Origin of the sequence: Streptomyces sp. NBC_01298, from assembly GCF_035978755.1 — a bacterium.
Taxonomy (GTDB): Bacteria; Actinomycetota; Actinomycetes; order Streptomycetales; family Streptomycetaceae; genus Streptomyces.
Map to the genome: position 1 here is coordinate 8,106,659 of NZ_CP108414.1, position 15,470 is coordinate 8,122,128.

Here is a 15,470-nt window from a genome sequence, read left to right on the forward strand (position 1 = left end):
GGGTGCCCGTGGCCACGGGCGTGGACGTCCGTACGATGGTTTCCGGCCATTCCGCTTTTCATCACGCGTCATTCATTCACCGAACTGGGGGGTTCATGCGTAGATCCAGAGGGCTGGCAACCGCTCTCACCCTGGCCCTGGCCGGCACTTGCACGGTCACGGGCCTCGGCTTCACCGAAGAGGCCGCGGCCGTCACCCCGCCGGTGGCCTTCACCGCCGACGAACTGCCCACCTGGCAGGCCAACGGTGTCGTCTGGGCCCTCGCCGAGGCCGGCGACCAGGTCTTCGTCGGCGGCACCTTCTCCGCGGTGCGTCCGCCGGAAGGCGCCGCCGGAACCGAGCAGGAGGCGGTGAACTTCGCGACGCTCGACGCCGCGACGGGCGCCCCGACCTCCTGCAAGCTGTCGTTCACCGTCGGCTCCGGCACCGCCACGGTCCGCGCGCTGGTCCTCTCGCCGGACAAGACGACCCTGTACGCCGGCGGCTACTTCGGCGCGGTCAACGGGACCGCGGTCTCCAGCATCGCCGCCGTCGACGTGGCGACCTGCACCGTGAAGACCGGCTTCCGGCCCGCCTTCGCGGCCACCGTCCGGGCCCTCGCCGTCAGCGGCGACACCGTGTACGCGGGCGGCGACTTCCTCACCGTCGCTGGCCAGCCCCGCGAGCGGTTCGCCGCCGTCGACGCGGCCGACGGCACGCTGAAGCCCTTCACCGCGAACGCCGACGAGCCGGGCCGGGCCGTCGAGCTCACCCCGGACGGCGAACACGTGCTCCTGGGCGGTGACTTCTTCACCGTGGGCGGTACGAACAGCCACGCCCTCGCCGTCGTCGACGCGACGAGCGGAGCCGTCACCAAGGCCTACCCGGGCTTCATCGAGACCAACTCGGTGGTCAAGGACATCGCCACCGACGGGACCGGTTTCTACACCGGCAACGAGGGGACGGGCGGAGGCGTCTTCGACGGCCGGATCGCCCTGAACCTGAACGACTTCGGCCAGCGCTGGCGCGACACCTGCCTCGGGGCGACCCAGGCCGTGCTCCCGTACCAGGACGTGCTCTACAGCGCCTCGCACGCGCACGACTGCTCCAGCGTCGGCGAGTTCCCGGACGGCCAGCGCCACCACCTGCTCGCGCAGCCGACCGCCGCGACCGGCAAGCTGGGCTGGGCCCCCGACACCAACGACGGCATCGGCGAGGGCATCGGCCCGCGCGTGATGGCGGTCGGCGCCAAGAGCGGCGTCCAGTACCTCTGGGTCGGCGGCGAGTTCACCACCGTCAACGGCGCGGCGCAGCAGAGCCTGACGCGCTTCGCCTCCACCGGGGACACGGGCGCGCCCAGCGTCCCGGTGGCCAGCGCCGTCAGCTTCAAGCCCGGTGAGGTCCAGGTGCGCTGGCGCACCAGCCTCGACCTGGACGACAGCGCGCTCACGTACAAGGTCTACCGGGGCGGTTCGGCCACGCCGATCGCCACGGTCGCGGCGGACTCGCTGTTCTTCCGCCGCCCGCAGGCCTCCTGGACCGACACCACCGTCACGGCGGGGCAGTCCTACAGCTACCGGGTGACCGCCACCGACGCGGCCGGCAACGCCAGCGCCCTGTCGGCGACGGCGAGCGTGACGGTCCCGAACTCGGCCGACGCGTACCCCAGCGCGGTCCGCGCGGACGGCGCCCAGCTGTTCTGGCGCTACGACGAGTCGGCCCTGCCCTTCGTGGCGGACTCCTCGGACGGCAACCAGAGCGGTGTGCACCTGAACGCCCCCGCCCTGCGCCAGACGCCCGGTGCGGTCTCGGGCGCGAGCACGGCCATCGGCTTCAACGGTACGGACACCCAGGTGTACGGGGACCGGCGGCAGAACGTCGGCTCCACCTACAGCATCGAGACCTGGTTCAAGACGAACACCACCACCGGCGGCAAGCTCGTCGGGTTCGGCAACAACCAGTCCCGCGGCAGCAGTCAGTACGACAAGCACATCTACATGACCAATGACGGCCGGCTCGTCTACGGCGTCTACAGCGGCGGGACCCACACCGTCACGACCGCCGCCGCGTACAACGACAACCAGTGGCACCACGTCGTCGCGACCCAGGGCCTGGGCGGCATGACCCTGTACGTGGACGGAGTCCAGAAGGGCACGCTGGGCTTCACCGCGCACGAGAACTTCGCCGGCTACTGGCACGCCGGCGGCGACAGCCTCGGCGGCTGGCCGGACCGTCCGGTCAGCGAGTACTGGGCGGGCAAGCTGGACGAGACCGCCGTCTACCCGACGGTCCTGAGCGCGGCCCAGGTCCAGAACCACCACGCCCTGGCCACCGCCCCGGCCGACTCGGTCGTCGAGGTCCAGGCCGCCGAGGACACCTACGCCAACGCGGGCGCCCCGGGCACCAACTACGGGACGTCCGGCTCGCTCGCGGTCCGCGGAAGCTCGTTCTACGCGAGCTACCTGCGGTTCAACCTGCCGGCCGCGCCCGCCGGCACGGTGCTCAAGTCGGCCACGCTGAGCGTGAAGACCAGCACGATGAGCGGCGCCGGTACGACGGACACGGTCTCCGTGCTCCCGGTCACCGGCTCCTGGACGGAGGCCGGGACCACGTACGCCAACCGCCCGGCGCTCGGCAGCCCGGCGCTCGGCGGCTTCGCGGGCGTCGCGGAGGGGTCGGCCGTCCAGACGACCGGCCTCGACGAGGCCGCGGTCGCCGGAGGGCTCGGCGGCGCGTACAGCCTGGCGCTGAGCAGCGCCGGTACGGACGCGCTGTGGCTGTGGTCCTCGGAGGCCGCGGCCAACGAGGGCTCGCCGAAGCTCACGCTCACCTTCGGCGCGCCGTAGCCGGAGCGGTTCCTGCGCCCGGTTTCTGCGCCCGGTTCCTGTGCCCGGTTCCTACGGGCGTCCGCCGTGGTGGACGTGCGCCAGGATCTGGCGGAGCAGGGCGACGACGTGCTCGTCGTGGAGTTCGTAGATCACGCTGCGTCCGTCGCGCCGGCCGGTCACCAGGTCGAGGTGGCGCAGGAGCCGCAGATGGTTCGAGACGGTGGGCTGGCCGAGGTCGAGTGCCTCGGCCAGCTCGCCGACCGAGCAGGGGGCGTGCAGCAGGCGCGCGAGGATGCGGATCCGGGCCGGGGAGGCCAGGCCCTGTAGGACCTCGGCGACGGCGGCGGCGTCCGGTTCGGTGAGCGGTTCCGGTTCCATGCCCGTCACCCTAGATCAATGCATCAGGATCTCTCCAGATTTATATATTTCGACATGTTGATATGTTGATGTCATGACTGAAGCCGAGAACGTGACCACGCGCGGTGCCGCGACCACCCACCGCCACGGATTCCTCGGAGAGCGAGCGGAGCTGGTCAGCGCACTGCTCGCCCTCGCCGTCTACCTCACGGGCCTCACCCTCCGGCTCACCGGCTACGGAGGCCACGTCCCGCAGGCCCTCTTCATCGCGGCGTACGCCTTCGGCGGGTTCTTCACCCTCCGCGAGGCCCTGCTCTCCGTACGCGGCGGCCGCTTCCAGGTCGACTTCCTCATGCTCGTCGCCGCGGCCGGCGCCGCCGCGATCGGGCGCTGGGAGGAGGGGGCCGTCCTGCTCGTCCTGTTCAGCCTCGGCCACGCCCTGGAGGGCTACGCCATGGGCCGGGCCCGCCGCTCCATCGAAGCGCTCGGCGCGCTGGCCCCGCGTACCGCCCTGGTCCGCCGGGGACCGGGCGCGCCGGTGGAGGTCCCGGTCGAGGAGCTGGCCGTCGGTGACACCGTCGTCGTCCGCCCCCACACCCGTGTCCCAGCCGACGGATTCGTCGCCGCGGGCGCCGGCAGCGTCGACCAGTCGCCCATCACGGGCGAGAGCGTGCCCGTGGACAAGGTCCCCGTCGCCGACCGGACCGCGGCCCTCGCCGACCCGGGCGTCATCGGCCCGGACAGCCGCGTCTACGCCGGCACGGTCAACGGCTCCGGCGCCCTCGACATCGCCGTCACCCGTCTCGCCGGGGAAAACACCCTGGCCAGGGTCGTCAAGCTGGTTCAGGACGCCGAGGAGCGCACCTCGCCGACCCAGCGGTTCACCGAGCGGTTCACGAAGTTCTTCGTACCGGGCGTCCTCGTACTCGTCGCCGTACTGCTCGCCGCCGGCGCGCTCACCGGCGAGCCCTTCGCCGACACCTTCTACCGCGCCATGGCGGTCCTCGTCGCCGCCAGCCCCTGCGCCCTGGCCATCGCCACCCCGGCCGCCGTGCTCAGCGCGGTGGGCCGGGCGGCGCGCGGGGGAGTCCTGGTCAAGGGAGGGGCGCCGCTGGAGGAGTTCGGCCGGCTGCGGACCATCGCCTTCGACAAGACCGGCACCCTCACCGAGGGCCGGCCCCGCCTCACCGAGATCGAGCCCGTCCACACCGCCGGGCGCGAGGAGCTGCTGCGCACCGCCGTCGCCGCGCAGCGCCTCAGCGACCACCCGCTCGCGCAGGCCGTGGTCCGGGACGGCGCCGGACTCCTCCAGGGGGCGGCGGCCTCCGGGGCCGCGCCCTCCGAGGCCGCGAACCTGCGCGCCCTCGTCGGCCTCGGCATCGTCGCCGAGCTCGACGGCGAGGCCGTACACATCGGCAGCCTCGCCTACGCCGACACCCTCGCGGGCCCGCCCGTACCGGCCCGGCTCCGCGACCGTACGGAGGAACTCGCCCGGACCGGCCGCACCACGATGCTGGTCCGCCGGGGCGACCGCTGGCTCGGCACGCTCGGCCTGATGGACGCCCCGCGCCCCGAGGCCGCCGCGACGGTGGCCGCCCTGCGCGGGCTCGGGGTGCGGCGGACCGTGATGCTGTCCGGCGACGACCAGCGGGTGGCCGACGCGGTGGGCCGCGCGATCGGCATGGACGAGGTCCGGGGCGGCCTGCTCCCCGAGGACAAGGTCGCCGAGGTGACCCGGCTGCGCCGCACGGCCCGTACGGCGATGATCGGCGACGGCGTGAACGACGCCCCGGCCATGGCCGGAGCCACCGTCGGCGTGGCGATGGGCGCGGCCGGCTCGGCCGTGGCACTGGAGACGGCGGACATCGCCCTGATGTCCGACGACCTGCGCCGGCTCCCCTTCATCACCGGCCTCAGCCGCCGCGCGAGCCGCATCATCCGCCAGAACCTCTGGCTGAGCCTCGGCATCGTGGCGGTGCTCGTCCCGGCCACCGCGCTCGGCCTCGGCATCGGCCCGGCGGTCCTGGTCCACGAGGGCTCCACCCTCGTGGTCGTCGCCAACGCGCTGCGCCTGCTGCGCTACGCCGACTGATCCGCGGGCGCGGCCGCTGCCGTCGCCGCTGGTGCTGCCGTGAACGCGTAGTCGAATGAGTACTCGACCGAGGTGTCGCCGTAGCGGTGGACGAACGAGCCCGAGCCGCCGAGACCGGTCAGGCCGCCGGTGCCCGATCCGGGGACCACGGTGAAGTCGCAGTGGGTGCCCGTGGCGTCGAAGGTGCCGCGTTCCTCGAGAACGAAGGCGCCTTCGCGGCCGTCGACGGTACCGGTGACCAGCTCCATGCCGGTGTAGGCGCCGTGGCTGTCTCCCGTGTAGGCGATGGTGTAGGCGCAGGTCGTCCCCGGGGCGGTGAGGGCGCCGGTGAAGGCGTTGGTGACCGTGGCGCGGGCCAGGCGGGGGAAGACGCCTTCCGGGCCGACCGGGTGTTCCTCCCAGTCCTTGAAGGTGAAGCTGTTGGTGGCGGATGCGGTGGTCGGGGTGGGCGTGGTGGTCTGGGTGGGCGCGGTGGTCGGGGTGGGCGCGGTCGTCTGAGCGGGCGCGGTGGGCTGAGCGGTCTGGGGCACGGGGGTCTCCTGGTCCGGGTCCTGTGGGTGCGGACGTGGTGCGGATGTGGTGCGGGTCCTGCGGGCGGGCTGACGGCCCGTCTGTGCACATCCTGGGCGGCGTACCTGACACCTCCTGTCAGGTATGCCGGACAATGACCGCATGCGCGCCGACCGGCTCCTCTCCCTCCTCCTGCTGCTCCAGAACCGCGGCCGGATGACCGCCCCCGAACTCGCCGCCGAGCTGGAGGTCTCCGTCCGCACCGTGTACCGGGACGTCGAGGCGCTCGGCGCCTCCGGGATCCCCGTCCACGCGGACCGCGGGCCGGCGGGCGGGTTCCGCCTCGTCGACGGCTACCGGACCCGGCTCACCGGCCTCACCGACGTCCAGGCGGGCTCCCTGTTCCTCGCCGGCGCCCCCGGCCCCGCGCGGGACCTCGGCCTCGGCGCGGACCTCACCGCCGCCCAGCTGAAGCTCCAGGCCGCGCTGCCCGCGGAACTCGCCGACCGGTCCCGCCGGATCCAGCAGCGCTTCCACCTCGACGCTCCCGCCTGGTTCCGCGACGCCGACCCCGTACCGCACCTCGCGCGGATCGCCGAGGCGGTGTGGGAGCAGCGGATCCTGAAGACCCACTACCGCCGCTGGAGGGGAGCCGTCCACCGGGAGCTGTGGCCCCTCGGACTCGTCCTCAAGGGGGGCATCTGGTACCTGGTCGCCCGGGCCGCGGAGGCGGAGGCGGTGGCGGTGGCGGACGCGGAGGCCGAGGGCGCCGTGCGGACCTATCGGGTGGGGCGGTTCCTCGCCGTGGACACCCCGGGCGAACGCTTCGAACGCCCCGAGGGCTTCGAACTCACCGCGTACTGGGCGGAGTCCACCCGCCGCATGGAGGCGGCCACGCGCCGCCAGACCGCCGTCGTACGGCTCTCCCCGCGCGCCCGGCGCCTGCTGCCGATGTGGTTCGGGGCGGCGGGCGTCCGCGCCCTCGCCACCGCGGGCCCGCCCGACGCGGAGGGCTGGGCGGTCGTGGAACTCGCCGTCGAGTCCGATGCCGTGGCCGTCGGCGACCTGCTCCGCCTCGGCGCGGAGGCCGAGGTGCTCGGCCCGCCGGAGCTGCGCCGGGCCCTCACGGCCGCGGTGGCCGAACTGGCCGGGCGCTACCGGTGAAAACGGGTGAGAGGGCGGTGCGAACGCGTGAGAAACCGGTTGCGCCCGGCCGGCGGCACGGCAAAGATCCACGCCATGACGATGCGAAAGGGCGTTCTGCGCCCGGGGCTTTGAGCCCCCGACCGCCGGGTCCCGAGGGCCCGGCCGATCCTGTGGACGCCTGGCTGGAAGAGGCCGGGCAGGACCGTACGGGCTATGCCCACGCGGCCGCCCGCTCCGTGGTCTTCAACGCCGTACGCCGTGACGCCGACGGCCCCGAAGCGAGCCGGCTCGCCTCCCTGGCGACCGGCGCACGGGGCGACGTACGGCTGTGGGTGCTGCGGCTGCTCACCGAGCTGGCGTCCGGCGCCGAGGACCGTACGGCCGCGGCCCGGACCGCGCTGGCCCTGCTGGCCGACCCCGACCCGTCCGTGCGGCGGGCGGCCGCCTGGCTGCTCGCCGAGGCGGACCGGGCAGGGGCCGAGGAGATCCTGACCGGCCCGGGAGACGACCTCCCGGGAGACGACCTCCCCGGAGACGACCTTTCCGGAGACGACCTCCCCGCACCCGACCCGGTGGCCCGCCTCGCGCTCGCCGAGGCCTTGCTCGTACGGGGCGGGGACGGCCTCGTGGAGCGGCTGCGCGGCGACGCCGATCCGGCGGTCAGACTGCGCGCCGCCCCGGCTCCCGAAGGCGAAGCGGTCCTCGAGGACCTCGACGCTGCCGGGAGTCGGATGGCCGGTCCCGGCAGCCTGGTGGCCTGGGGGATCGGCACCGTGTGGGGGTTCAACGCACGCCGCTCCGCGGACGAGAGCACCTGCTACGCGTGGGTCGCCCGGCTCGCGGCCCGGCCGACGGAGGCCGCCCGGCTCGCGGCCGTGGACCTGGCGGCGGTGGCGATGCGCCACTGGCGGGGCGCTCCGGCAGCCCTCGTACCGCACCTGCGACCGCTGCTCGCGGACTCCGTGGCGGCTCCGGCGGCCGTACGCGTGCTCGGCGCCTCGCTGGAGGCCGCCCGGCTGTGCCGGGAGGAGCTGGCGGAGCCGGGCCCCGCCCGGGCGGAGGCGGCCACCTTGGCGCTCGCCCGGATCGGGGACGTACGGGCCCTCCCGGAGCTCTGCCGGATCGTCCGTGCGGGGGCGTCCGGGTGGCAGCTCGGAGAGGCCGCCAGAGGGCTCGCCGAGGTACCCGGCACGGACCTTGCCCCGCTCGTGGAGGCGGCCGCGGCGGCCGTGGACCTGCCCGGGCCCCACGACGCAGGACGGGCACTGACCGTCCTGAGCGCGTGCGGAGCGGCCGCGGCCCACGCGGTGCCGGTGCTGGTCAGGCTGCTGACCGAGCTGCCGGCCGGGCCGACGAGCGGCCGGGGGGACGGCGGCCCGCGGAACCAGCGGGCGGCCCATCTGGCGGGCAGCCTGATCGGCACCCTCGGAGCCATCGGTCCGGCGGCGGCCCCCGCCCTGCCCCTGCTCGACTCGCTCGCCGAGAACGGGCCGGGCACCCGGGCCGGGCACACCGCCATGGCTCTGATCCGCGTCTCCGGGGACCGACGCCGCGCGGAAGAGACGCTCGGCAGGCTGGGGGACCGGCCGCGCGACATCGCCCTGGCGGCCCGGATCCTGGAGTGGCTGGCCGATCACGGCGGACTGGAACCCCGCCACGTGACCCGGCTCCGGGCGAACGCCGCCGATGCGGAGCGCGCGCACCCGCGACTCCTCGCCACCTTGTGGCTGCACGCCGGGGACGAGCCGACGGGACCGTCGCTCGACGCCTTCCTGGAGCATGTGGTGCGCGACGGGTTCGGCCTGTACGTCTGCCGGGTCCTGGGATCCCTGGGGCCCGCCGCGGCACCGGCCCTGTCCACCCTGCGGGCGGTGGCGGAGCAGAGCGTCCGCGTCCCGATGTACTTCGGCGACCAGGACGAGGAGATGCGCGAAGACGAACGGCTGGCCGAAGCGGTACGGAACACCCTGCGGCGGATCGACGGTCTCCGGCCGGAAGGACCGGGCCCGGTCTGACCGGGCCGGGTTAGGGGTGCTCTCGGATCAGGCCGGTGCCGCGGTGCCGCGGTGCCGGGGTGTCCGGCGCCCCGCGGACCTTGGCCCCCGCCCCGGGGCGGGGGACGTCGTCCACCGCGAGGCAGATGCCGAAGACCCGGTCGTGACCGGTCCAGCCGTTGACGCGGCCCCGGTTGTTGGAGATCTGTACCCGGCGGCGCGGGGCGTCCACGGCCGTGACGAGGTGCAGGTACACCGTGCCGGACACCCGGGCCAGCACGATGTCTCCGGGTTCGAGCAGAGCGGGATCGGCCGGGGCGACGCGGACGCGTTGCCGACTGTGGACGAGCGGGACCATGGACGTGCCGGTGGGCCGGAACTCCACGGTCGCGCCCGCGCGGACACGGTCTGCCTGGACTTCGAGCATTCCCATCGGGCGAGTGTGCCCCGGTGTTGGGCCCGGCGGACACCGGATTTCGCCGGCCTCAGGCCTCCGACCGCCGGCCGCCTCAGGGGGCCGGCGGTGGTTCGACCTCCAGGAAGCGGCGACGGCGGGGGCCGCGGTACAGCAGGCAGACCCAGCCGAGCCGTTCGAGCGCGGCCGCGCAGGCCGTGAGGCGCTCCTGCTCCTCCTCGGCCGCGCCGCCGCCCGGCGGGCCGAGCCAGGTCACCTCGACGCGGCCGTCCCCGGACGCCGCGGGGCCCACCCGGTACCCGGTCCGGGTGCGCGGCCCGTCCGGGTCCCGCGGATCCCGCGCCGACGGCGGGATGCCCGCCGCCTCCAGTACGAGGGCCACCGCGCGCGGCATCAGCCGGAGCTCCCACGGGGCGGGAACCGCCGAGCCCGACGGGCCGTTGACGAGCCGGCGGATCTGCAGCAGGCCCTCGTAGGCGGTACGGAGCTCCGCCGCGCGGCCCGCACCGGAGGGCGCGGGGCCGTCGCCGCTCGCCGGTTCGAAGCCCTGCCCGGGTGTGTTCACGTACGGCCGTCCCCTCGTTCCATCCGGTCCGGTCCGGTCCGGTCCCGTCTCGTCCGGGTCGGGGCGGGTCGGGTCGGGTCGGTTCTGAGTACCTCACACCCAACGGTCTGAGTATCAGGCCCGATTCCCGGGACGGCCCCCGCTGATGGAATGGGGGCATGACCTCAGAAGCCGGCGTCGCCACCGCCACCGCGCCCGCCGCGAGCCGCCCGCGGATGCAGCAGCACGTGACCACCGCCGGCTCGGCCCTGGCCGTGGCCCTGGTCCCGCTCGTGGTCGGGGTCCTGGTGGCCAAGGGGCTCGCCGCCGATCCGCACGCACCGGTCAACGCCCTGATCACCGGCGGCGGCCAGCGCGCCGGTCTGCCGCGGGCGGAGTGGCGCCGCCGCGGGCACGCCACCATGCGCCGGCTGCGCACGGTCCGCCGGGGAGCCGTGCGCGGAACGGTTCGGGGCGCCGCGCGGGGACGTGCCTACGTGACGCCCGGCCGTCCCGCCGGGCGCTGAGCCCGCAGCCAGGCTTCGGCGGCCTTCGGGGAGCGCAGCCGGACCACCCGCAGCGGGGCGAACCGTGCGTCACCGGCCAGCGCGCCGATCTCCGCCCGCCGGGCCCCGTACTGGGACCAGGCCCACCACGCCGGATGGTCGGCGAGCAGCCACTCCCGCCACCGCTCGCGGTTGCCCCCGAACAACCGCTCCCGCAGCAGGCTCCGGCGCAGGGAGCGCACCAGCACCCGCCGCATGACGGTCCGGCGCGGCTGGTCCAGCCACACCACGGTGTCGGCCCGCCGCCACAGGAACTCGCGCGCGTCCTCGGGCCCGTGGGAGTCGAGGATCCACCGGTCGCCCTCCGCGATCCGCGCGAGGTCCGCGACGTAGGACGGGCTGACGGCCCACCCGGGCCCGGAGAAGTGCAGTTCGTCCATTTCGTGGTACGGCAGGCCGAACAGCCGGCCCAACTCCCGGGCCAGGGTGGACTTGCCGGCTCCGCTGATGCCGACGACGAGTACGCGTTGCATCAGCGGAGCCTAACCGGGGGAGCGCTCCCTCAGGCGCCGAGGGGTTCCTGGAGCTCGGTGACCCACTGGTCCCGGTCCGCCGGGCAGGACAGGGACACCTCGCGGGCGTAGCCGGAAGAGCGCTCCCCGTTCGCGTCGATCCACTGGGCCAGGGCCTGCGCGGTCGGCAGGACGGAGTCCATCGAACCCCGGTGCACGACCGTCGCCGCCCGCTCGACGGCGGGCAGCACGACGATGCGTACGTCGCCTCCGAGGTCCTCGGCCCGGACGCCGGCGGCGACCGCCACCCCGGCGTGGACCAGGACGGCACCGGGCCGCGACGCGTCACCGGCGTCCTCGTAGTACGCCACACCCGGCTCCGTCAGCGTGACTCCGGCGGCCTCGACACGGCCGAGCAGCTCGTCGTAGAGCGGGCCGATGACCGGGCCGATGTCCTGGCCGGCGTAGCTGGCGGCCACCCCGCTCAACTCGGCGAGGCGGACCGGCGGAAGGCTTTTGACGACGATGTCGATGGAAGACATGGTTCCCTCGTTCTCGATGATCCGGAGCCTCGTCTCGACCTGGGTCAGCCGGGCCGCCGCGGCGGCCATGGCCGATTCCAGTTCCGCCTGCCGCAGCCGCAGCATGCCGCGCAGCTCCTCCGCGCCGACGAGCTCGTCGAGTATCGACCCCACCTGTTCCAGGCTGAAGCCGAGCTCCTTGAGCGCGATGACACGGTTGAGGCGGGCGAGCTGCCCGGCCTCGTAGTAGCGGTAGCCGCTGGCGGGGTCGACACGGGCCGGGTGCAACAGTCCGAGCGCGTCGTAGTGACGCAGCATGCGGACCGATACCCGGCCGTGCTTGGCGAAGTCTCCGATGGTGAACATGACGCCTTCCAGTGCAGGCCCTGACACGGTGTGAGAGTCAAGCGCGGCCAGAATATGGGGGCGTCGGGCCAGGTCAGCGGTCGGCTTGGCGGATGCAGAGATCCACGATGGAAGGCGGCAGGGAACCCTCCGCCGCCGCGCACAGCTCGTCCGTGCGGGGGAAGGGCGGTACGGGGGCGCGGGCGGGGCGGTCGGGCCGGGCGGCGGTCGTCTTGGGTGGGTGCGCGTGGCGTGGCGCGGTCGGCTTCGTGCGCCGTTCGGCCGCCGGGCGGGGAGCCTTCGCGGGCCGCCGGGAGGGGTCGCGGCCACCGTCCGGGTCGGCGTCGGTCCGGTCGGCGGCGGCCCTCGCAGGGAGTTCGCCGAGGGGCGGCGGTTCGGCCGGGAGCCCGGCCGGACCGGCCGTGGGGGAGGCGTCGACCGGCCGGCTCAGCTCCGGCGCGTCGGCGGGGGTCACGGAGTCCCGCGCGGGCACGCCGGTGTCCCGCGGGCCGCCGACGGACACGCAGCCGGCGCTGGCGAGGAGGGCGACGAGGGAGAGGGGCAGGGCCCGGCGCAACCGCATCGGACCACCATGCCGCACCGACGGGCGGGCCGGTTCCCGCTCTCGCGCGTGCGGGCGGACCGGGGAGGCCGGAGCGGGCCGGGAAGGGCGCCGCAGGAGCCGCTGAAACGGTTCGGCGAGCTCACTGTGACCGTTTCCGCCGTGACGGGAGGTTCACCGGTCCGGGAGAACGCGCACCTGGACGGGGGTGGACCTGACGGAGAAACCCAGACAAGGTTCGGAAGGGAACGACAGTACGGATGCCGGGGGAGGCGCGACCTCCGGTGCTCCGCGTTGCCGTGCCGGCTCCCCGGACCGGCGCCCGCCCGAGCGGCGGGAGCGCTCCGGTGGGCCGCCCGCCTGCCCGCTCGCCTGCCCTGTACGGAGTCCCGCCCCATGACCGCAGCCCCCGCGCCCGGCAACGAATCCGACGCCCCGGAGCCGAAGCACCCGCCGAGCTCCGCGCCCGCACCCGCACCCGATCCCACGACCACGACCGAGGACCGGGCCGTCGCCGGGTGGCGGGGGTGGGGGGCCGTAGGGGCCGTGGCGCTGGGGATCTTCTGTCTCATCACCTCCGAGTTGCTGCCCGTCGGCCTGCTCACCTCCGTAGGAGCCGATCTCGGTGTGTCCGACGGCACCGCCGGGCTCATGGTCACCGTGCCGGGGCTCGTCGCGGGCCTCTGCGCGCCCCTCGTCACCGTGGGCGCCGGCCGGCTCGACCGGCGCTGGGTACTGGTCGTCCTGATCGCCCTGATGGCCGTCGCCAACCTGGTCGCGGCACTCGCTCCCGGATTCGGCGTGCTGCTGGCCGCCCGGCTGCTCGTGGGGGTCAGCGTCGGCGGGTTCTGGGCCATAGCCGGCGGCCTCGCCGTCCGCCTCGTCCCCGCGCACCAGGTCGGCCGGGCCACCGCGCTCGTCTTCGGCGGGGTCCCCACGGCCTCGGTGCTCGGCGTCCCCGCCGGGACCCTGCTCGGCGAACTGGGCGGCTGGCGCTTCGCCTTCGCGGCCGTGGGCGGGCTCGGAGCGTTCACCCTGGCCGCACTGCTCCTGCTGCTCCCGCCGCTGCCGCCGACCCGGACCATCACCTTCGCCCAACTCCCCGCCCTGCTCCGGCGCAACCGCGCGGTCCGGGCCGGGGTCGCCGTCACCTTCCTGCTGGTGACCGGGCAGTTCGCCGCGTACACGTTCGTACGGCCAATCCTGCAGGACGTGTCCGGTGTGGACACCGCCTACGTCAGCACCCTCCTCCTCGGGTACGGAGTCGCGGGCGTGGCCGGCAACTTCCTGGCGGGCGCGCGGGACCCGTACCGCACGCTGTTCACCGTCGGGGCCTCCCTCGCCGTGATCCTGGCGCTGATCGCCACGGTGCCGGGTGCGGTAGCCGGCACGGTGCTGCTGCTGGCCTGGGGGCTCGTGTACGGCGGGGTCTCGGTCAGCCTCCAGAGCTGGATGATCAAGGCCGCACCGGACGACGCGGAGGCCGCCTCCTCGCTGATGGTGGCGATGTTCAACCTGGCCATCGCCGCAGGCGCCCTGTCCGGCGGTCTCGCGGTCGACGGGATCTCGGTGCCCGCCGCCGCATGGGCCGGAGCCGTCCTGATGGCGCTGGCCGCCGTCACCGTGCGGGTCACCTCCATGTCCCGCACGGCCGCGCGGGACGTCACGGGCGCTGGTGCGGCGACCGCCCCCGGAGTCACCGGGACCGGAGGCCGCACCGAGGACCGCGACGCTTCACCGGCCGACCGGCGATAGCCCGGAGACGGCCGGCAGGTCGCCCGGATGGTCGGCCGGGTGGTCGGCCAGTACCGGATCCTGGAGCGGGAGTTGACCGTCCGCAATCCGGACGGTCGGCCATCCGGGCCGGCGGGGCGACCGCTTCCGACGGTCGGTTTCCGGGGAAGAGGTCATGCCCGGACGGGGCGGATGGGGCGGATCGGACATCCGGCTTGACCTGGGGCATCTTCTGGAGAAAGAGTGCGCCGGTCGAACACCATCATCCGGACCGAACCTGCCCGAAACGTCCGGACGCCCGGCCCCACCGCACGACCGCACCCCGGAGACACCTCAGATGCCCGCATCCGCCCGCCCTCCCCTCGCCTCGGCAGCGGCCGGCGGTTCCGTCGCGGCGACCGGTGCCGGCCTTCCCGCGGCAGCCGGCGTCGAGACGGTTCCGGTCGCCCGGCGGCGCAGGACCTGACCGGCCGGGTACGGGGGCCGGCACCGCACCGCCGCGCCGGCCCCCGTATCCGCCGGGCGACAACCGCGCCCCGTGGCTCCCGCCTTGTGGCCTGTGACCCCTGACCTGTGATCCCTGCCCAGTGACCCCTGCCCCGTGACCCCTGACCCCGATGAGAGTGGGATCGTGCCCGACGACGATCGCTTGCTCGTACGCCCCTACGTGGCTCCCTCGGGCCCGTTGCCCGGCTCGCCCGCGCCCGCCTGGCCCGAGGAGTCCGGGCGGATCTTCGTACCGACGCACTTCGGGCCGTCCGTCGTGGAGCCCGGGCCGTCACGTGCGCCCGGTACGGCGGACCGCGCGCCCGCGCGGCGCACCGAACCCCCGGCGACCCCAACGGCTTCCGCCGTCGAACGGCGGGGCAGTCGGCTTCCGCTGGTGGGACTCGCCCTGCTGGCGCTCGGGGCAGCGGGGGCCCTCGCGTTCCTCCTGCGCGGCCCGGACCACGAGCCGCCGCGCGCCGTGGTCCGGCCGGACCTGTCGGTGCCGGTCCTTCCGGCGCGCAGCCCGGGGGCGGGCGAGGAGCCCCCGCCGGCCGGGCAGCCCTCTTCCGGCCCGTCCACGCCCGGAACCCCGTCCGGGACGGCAACGCCGGGCACGGGGCAGCCCTCTTCCGGCCCGTCGGCGAGTGCGAGCCGGGAGCCGAAGCCCGTGGGCCCGACGGGCACGCGCCCCGCGCCGGGCGGCGGCGGGACCCTGGGCCCGGGCGACCGCGGGGCCGAGGTGCGCGCCCTGCAGGAACGGCTCCACGGGCAGGGGTTCACGTACGTCTCCGTCACCGGCGTGTACGACGAGCAGACCCGGCGCGGCGTCCTGCAGCTCCAGCAGAACAGGAGCATCGAGGGCGACCCGCCGGGCGTCTACGGTCCGGCCACCCGCGCGGCCTTCGGAAGCGAGGGCTGACACGGCCGGTCCTCGCG

The 15,470-nt window shown here is 74.9% G+C and carries 14 protein-coding genes; 7 read left to right on the top strand and 7 right to left on the bottom strand.

Features of this window, described 5'->3' with window-relative positions; translation table 11 throughout:
• Positions 1–95: 95 nt before the first annotated feature.
• Positions 96–2,825: a DNRLRE domain-containing protein gene (locus tag OG730_RS37050; RefSeq protein WP_327308370.1), complete on the top strand. Its 2,730-nt coding sequence runs from the start codon at positions 96–98 to the stop codon at positions 2,823–2,825.
• 51 nt (positions 2,826–2,876) lie between these two features.
• On the opposite strand, the gene OG730_RS37055 is transcribed toward OG730_RS37050, so the two are convergent.
• A complete protein-coding gene (locus OG730_RS37055) occupies positions 2,877–3,185 on the bottom strand; it encodes an ArsR/SmtB family transcription factor (protein ID WP_327308371.1) in 309 nt (102 codons plus the stop codon).
• A 73-nt stretch (positions 3,186–3,258) separates the two neighbouring features.
• On the opposite strand from OG730_RS37055, the gene OG730_RS37060 reads away from it, so the two are divergent.
• Positions 3,259–5,256: a heavy metal translocating P-type ATPase gene (locus tag OG730_RS37060; RefSeq protein WP_327308372.1), complete on the top strand. Its 1,998-nt coding sequence runs from the start codon at positions 3,259–3,261 to the stop codon at positions 5,254–5,256.
• On the opposite strand, the gene OG730_RS37065 is transcribed toward OG730_RS37060, so the two are convergent.
• Positions 5,244–5,786 carry a DUF3224 domain-containing protein gene (locus tag OG730_RS37065; RefSeq protein WP_327308373.1) on the bottom strand — a complete coding sequence of 181 codons (543 nt, stop codon included), beginning with the start codon at positions 5,784–5,786 and terminating at the stop codon, positions 5,244–5,246. The genes OG730_RS37060 and OG730_RS37065 overlap by 13 nt on opposite strands.
• A gap of 142 nt (positions 5,787–5,928) precedes the next feature.
• Between OG730_RS37065 and OG730_RS37070 the strand changes: the two genes are divergently transcribed.
• Together OG730_RS37070 and OG730_RS37075 are read left to right on the top strand one after the other, a co-directional pair.
• On the top strand, positions 5,929–6,930 hold the full coding sequence (locus OG730_RS37070) for a helix-turn-helix transcriptional regulator (RefSeq protein ID WP_327308374.1): 1,002 nt from the start codon (positions 5,929–5,931) through the stop codon (positions 6,928–6,930).
• Between the two features lie 152 nt (positions 6,931–7,082).
• Positions 7,083–8,927 (top strand): hypothetical protein, encoded by a 1,845-nt coding sequence (locus tag OG730_RS37075; RefSeq protein ID WP_327308375.1) that lies wholly within the window; start codon positions 7,083–7,085, stop codon positions 8,925–8,927.
• 10 nt (positions 8,928–8,937) lie between these two features.
• Here the strand turns inward: OG730_RS37075 and OG730_RS37080 are convergent, their stop codons facing one another.
• Both OG730_RS37080 and OG730_RS37085 read right to left on the bottom strand, forming a co-directional pair.
• A complete protein-coding gene (locus OG730_RS37080; protein ID WP_327308376.1) occupies positions 8,938–9,339 on the bottom strand; it encodes a S26 family signal peptidase in 402 nt (133 codons plus the stop codon).
• A gap of 76 nt (positions 9,340–9,415) precedes the next feature.
• A complete protein-coding gene (locus tag OG730_RS37085; protein WP_327308377.1) occupies positions 9,416–9,886 on the bottom strand; it encodes a hypothetical protein in 471 nt (156 codons plus the stop codon).
• Between the two features lie 158 nt (positions 9,887–10,044).
• On the opposite strand from OG730_RS37085, the gene OG730_RS37090 reads away from it, so the two are divergent.
• Entirely contained in the window at positions 10,045–10,392 is a 348-nt protein-coding gene (locus tag OG730_RS37090) for a hypothetical protein (RefSeq protein ID WP_327308378.1), read from the top strand.
• On the opposite strand, the gene OG730_RS37095 is transcribed toward OG730_RS37090, so the two are convergent.
• The 3 genes from OG730_RS37095 to OG730_RS37105 all read right to left on the bottom strand — a co-directional run bounded on the left by OG730_RS37095 (position 10,359) and on the right by OG730_RS37105 (position 12,332).
• Positions 10,359–10,904, bottom strand: coding sequence for a P-loop NTPase family protein (locus OG730_RS37095; protein WP_327308379.1), 546 nt, complete (start codon positions 10,902–10,904; stop codon positions 10,359–10,361). The two genes, OG730_RS37090 and OG730_RS37095, sit on opposite strands and share 34 nt — an antisense overlap.
• A 29-nt stretch (positions 10,905–10,933) precedes the next feature.
• The gene (locus OG730_RS37100) at positions 10,934–11,770 is read right to left on the bottom strand and encodes a MerR family transcriptional regulator (RefSeq protein WP_327308380.1); all 837 of its coding nucleotides are present in this window, start codon (positions 11,768–11,770) and stop codon (positions 10,934–10,936) included.
• A 73-nt stretch (positions 11,771–11,843) separates the two neighbouring features.
• On the bottom strand, positions 11,844–12,332 hold the full coding sequence (locus OG730_RS37105) for a hypothetical protein (protein ID WP_327308381.1): 489 nt from the start codon (positions 12,330–12,332) through the stop codon (positions 11,844–11,846).
• A gap of 375 nt (positions 12,333–12,707) precedes the next feature.
• Between OG730_RS37105 and OG730_RS37110 the strand changes: the two genes are divergently transcribed.
• Complete coding sequence (locus OG730_RS37110) at positions 12,708–14,066, top strand: MFS transporter (RefSeq protein WP_327308382.1); 1,359 nt, start codon at positions 12,708–12,710, stop codon at positions 14,064–14,066.
• 610 nt (positions 14,067–14,676) lie between these two features.
• Positions 14,677–15,453 carry a peptidoglycan-binding domain-containing protein gene (locus OG730_RS37115; protein ID WP_327308383.1) on the top strand — a complete coding sequence of 259 codons (777 nt, stop codon included), beginning with the start codon at positions 14,677–14,679 and terminating at the stop codon, positions 15,451–15,453.
• Positions 15,454–15,470: the final 17 nt, after the last annotated feature.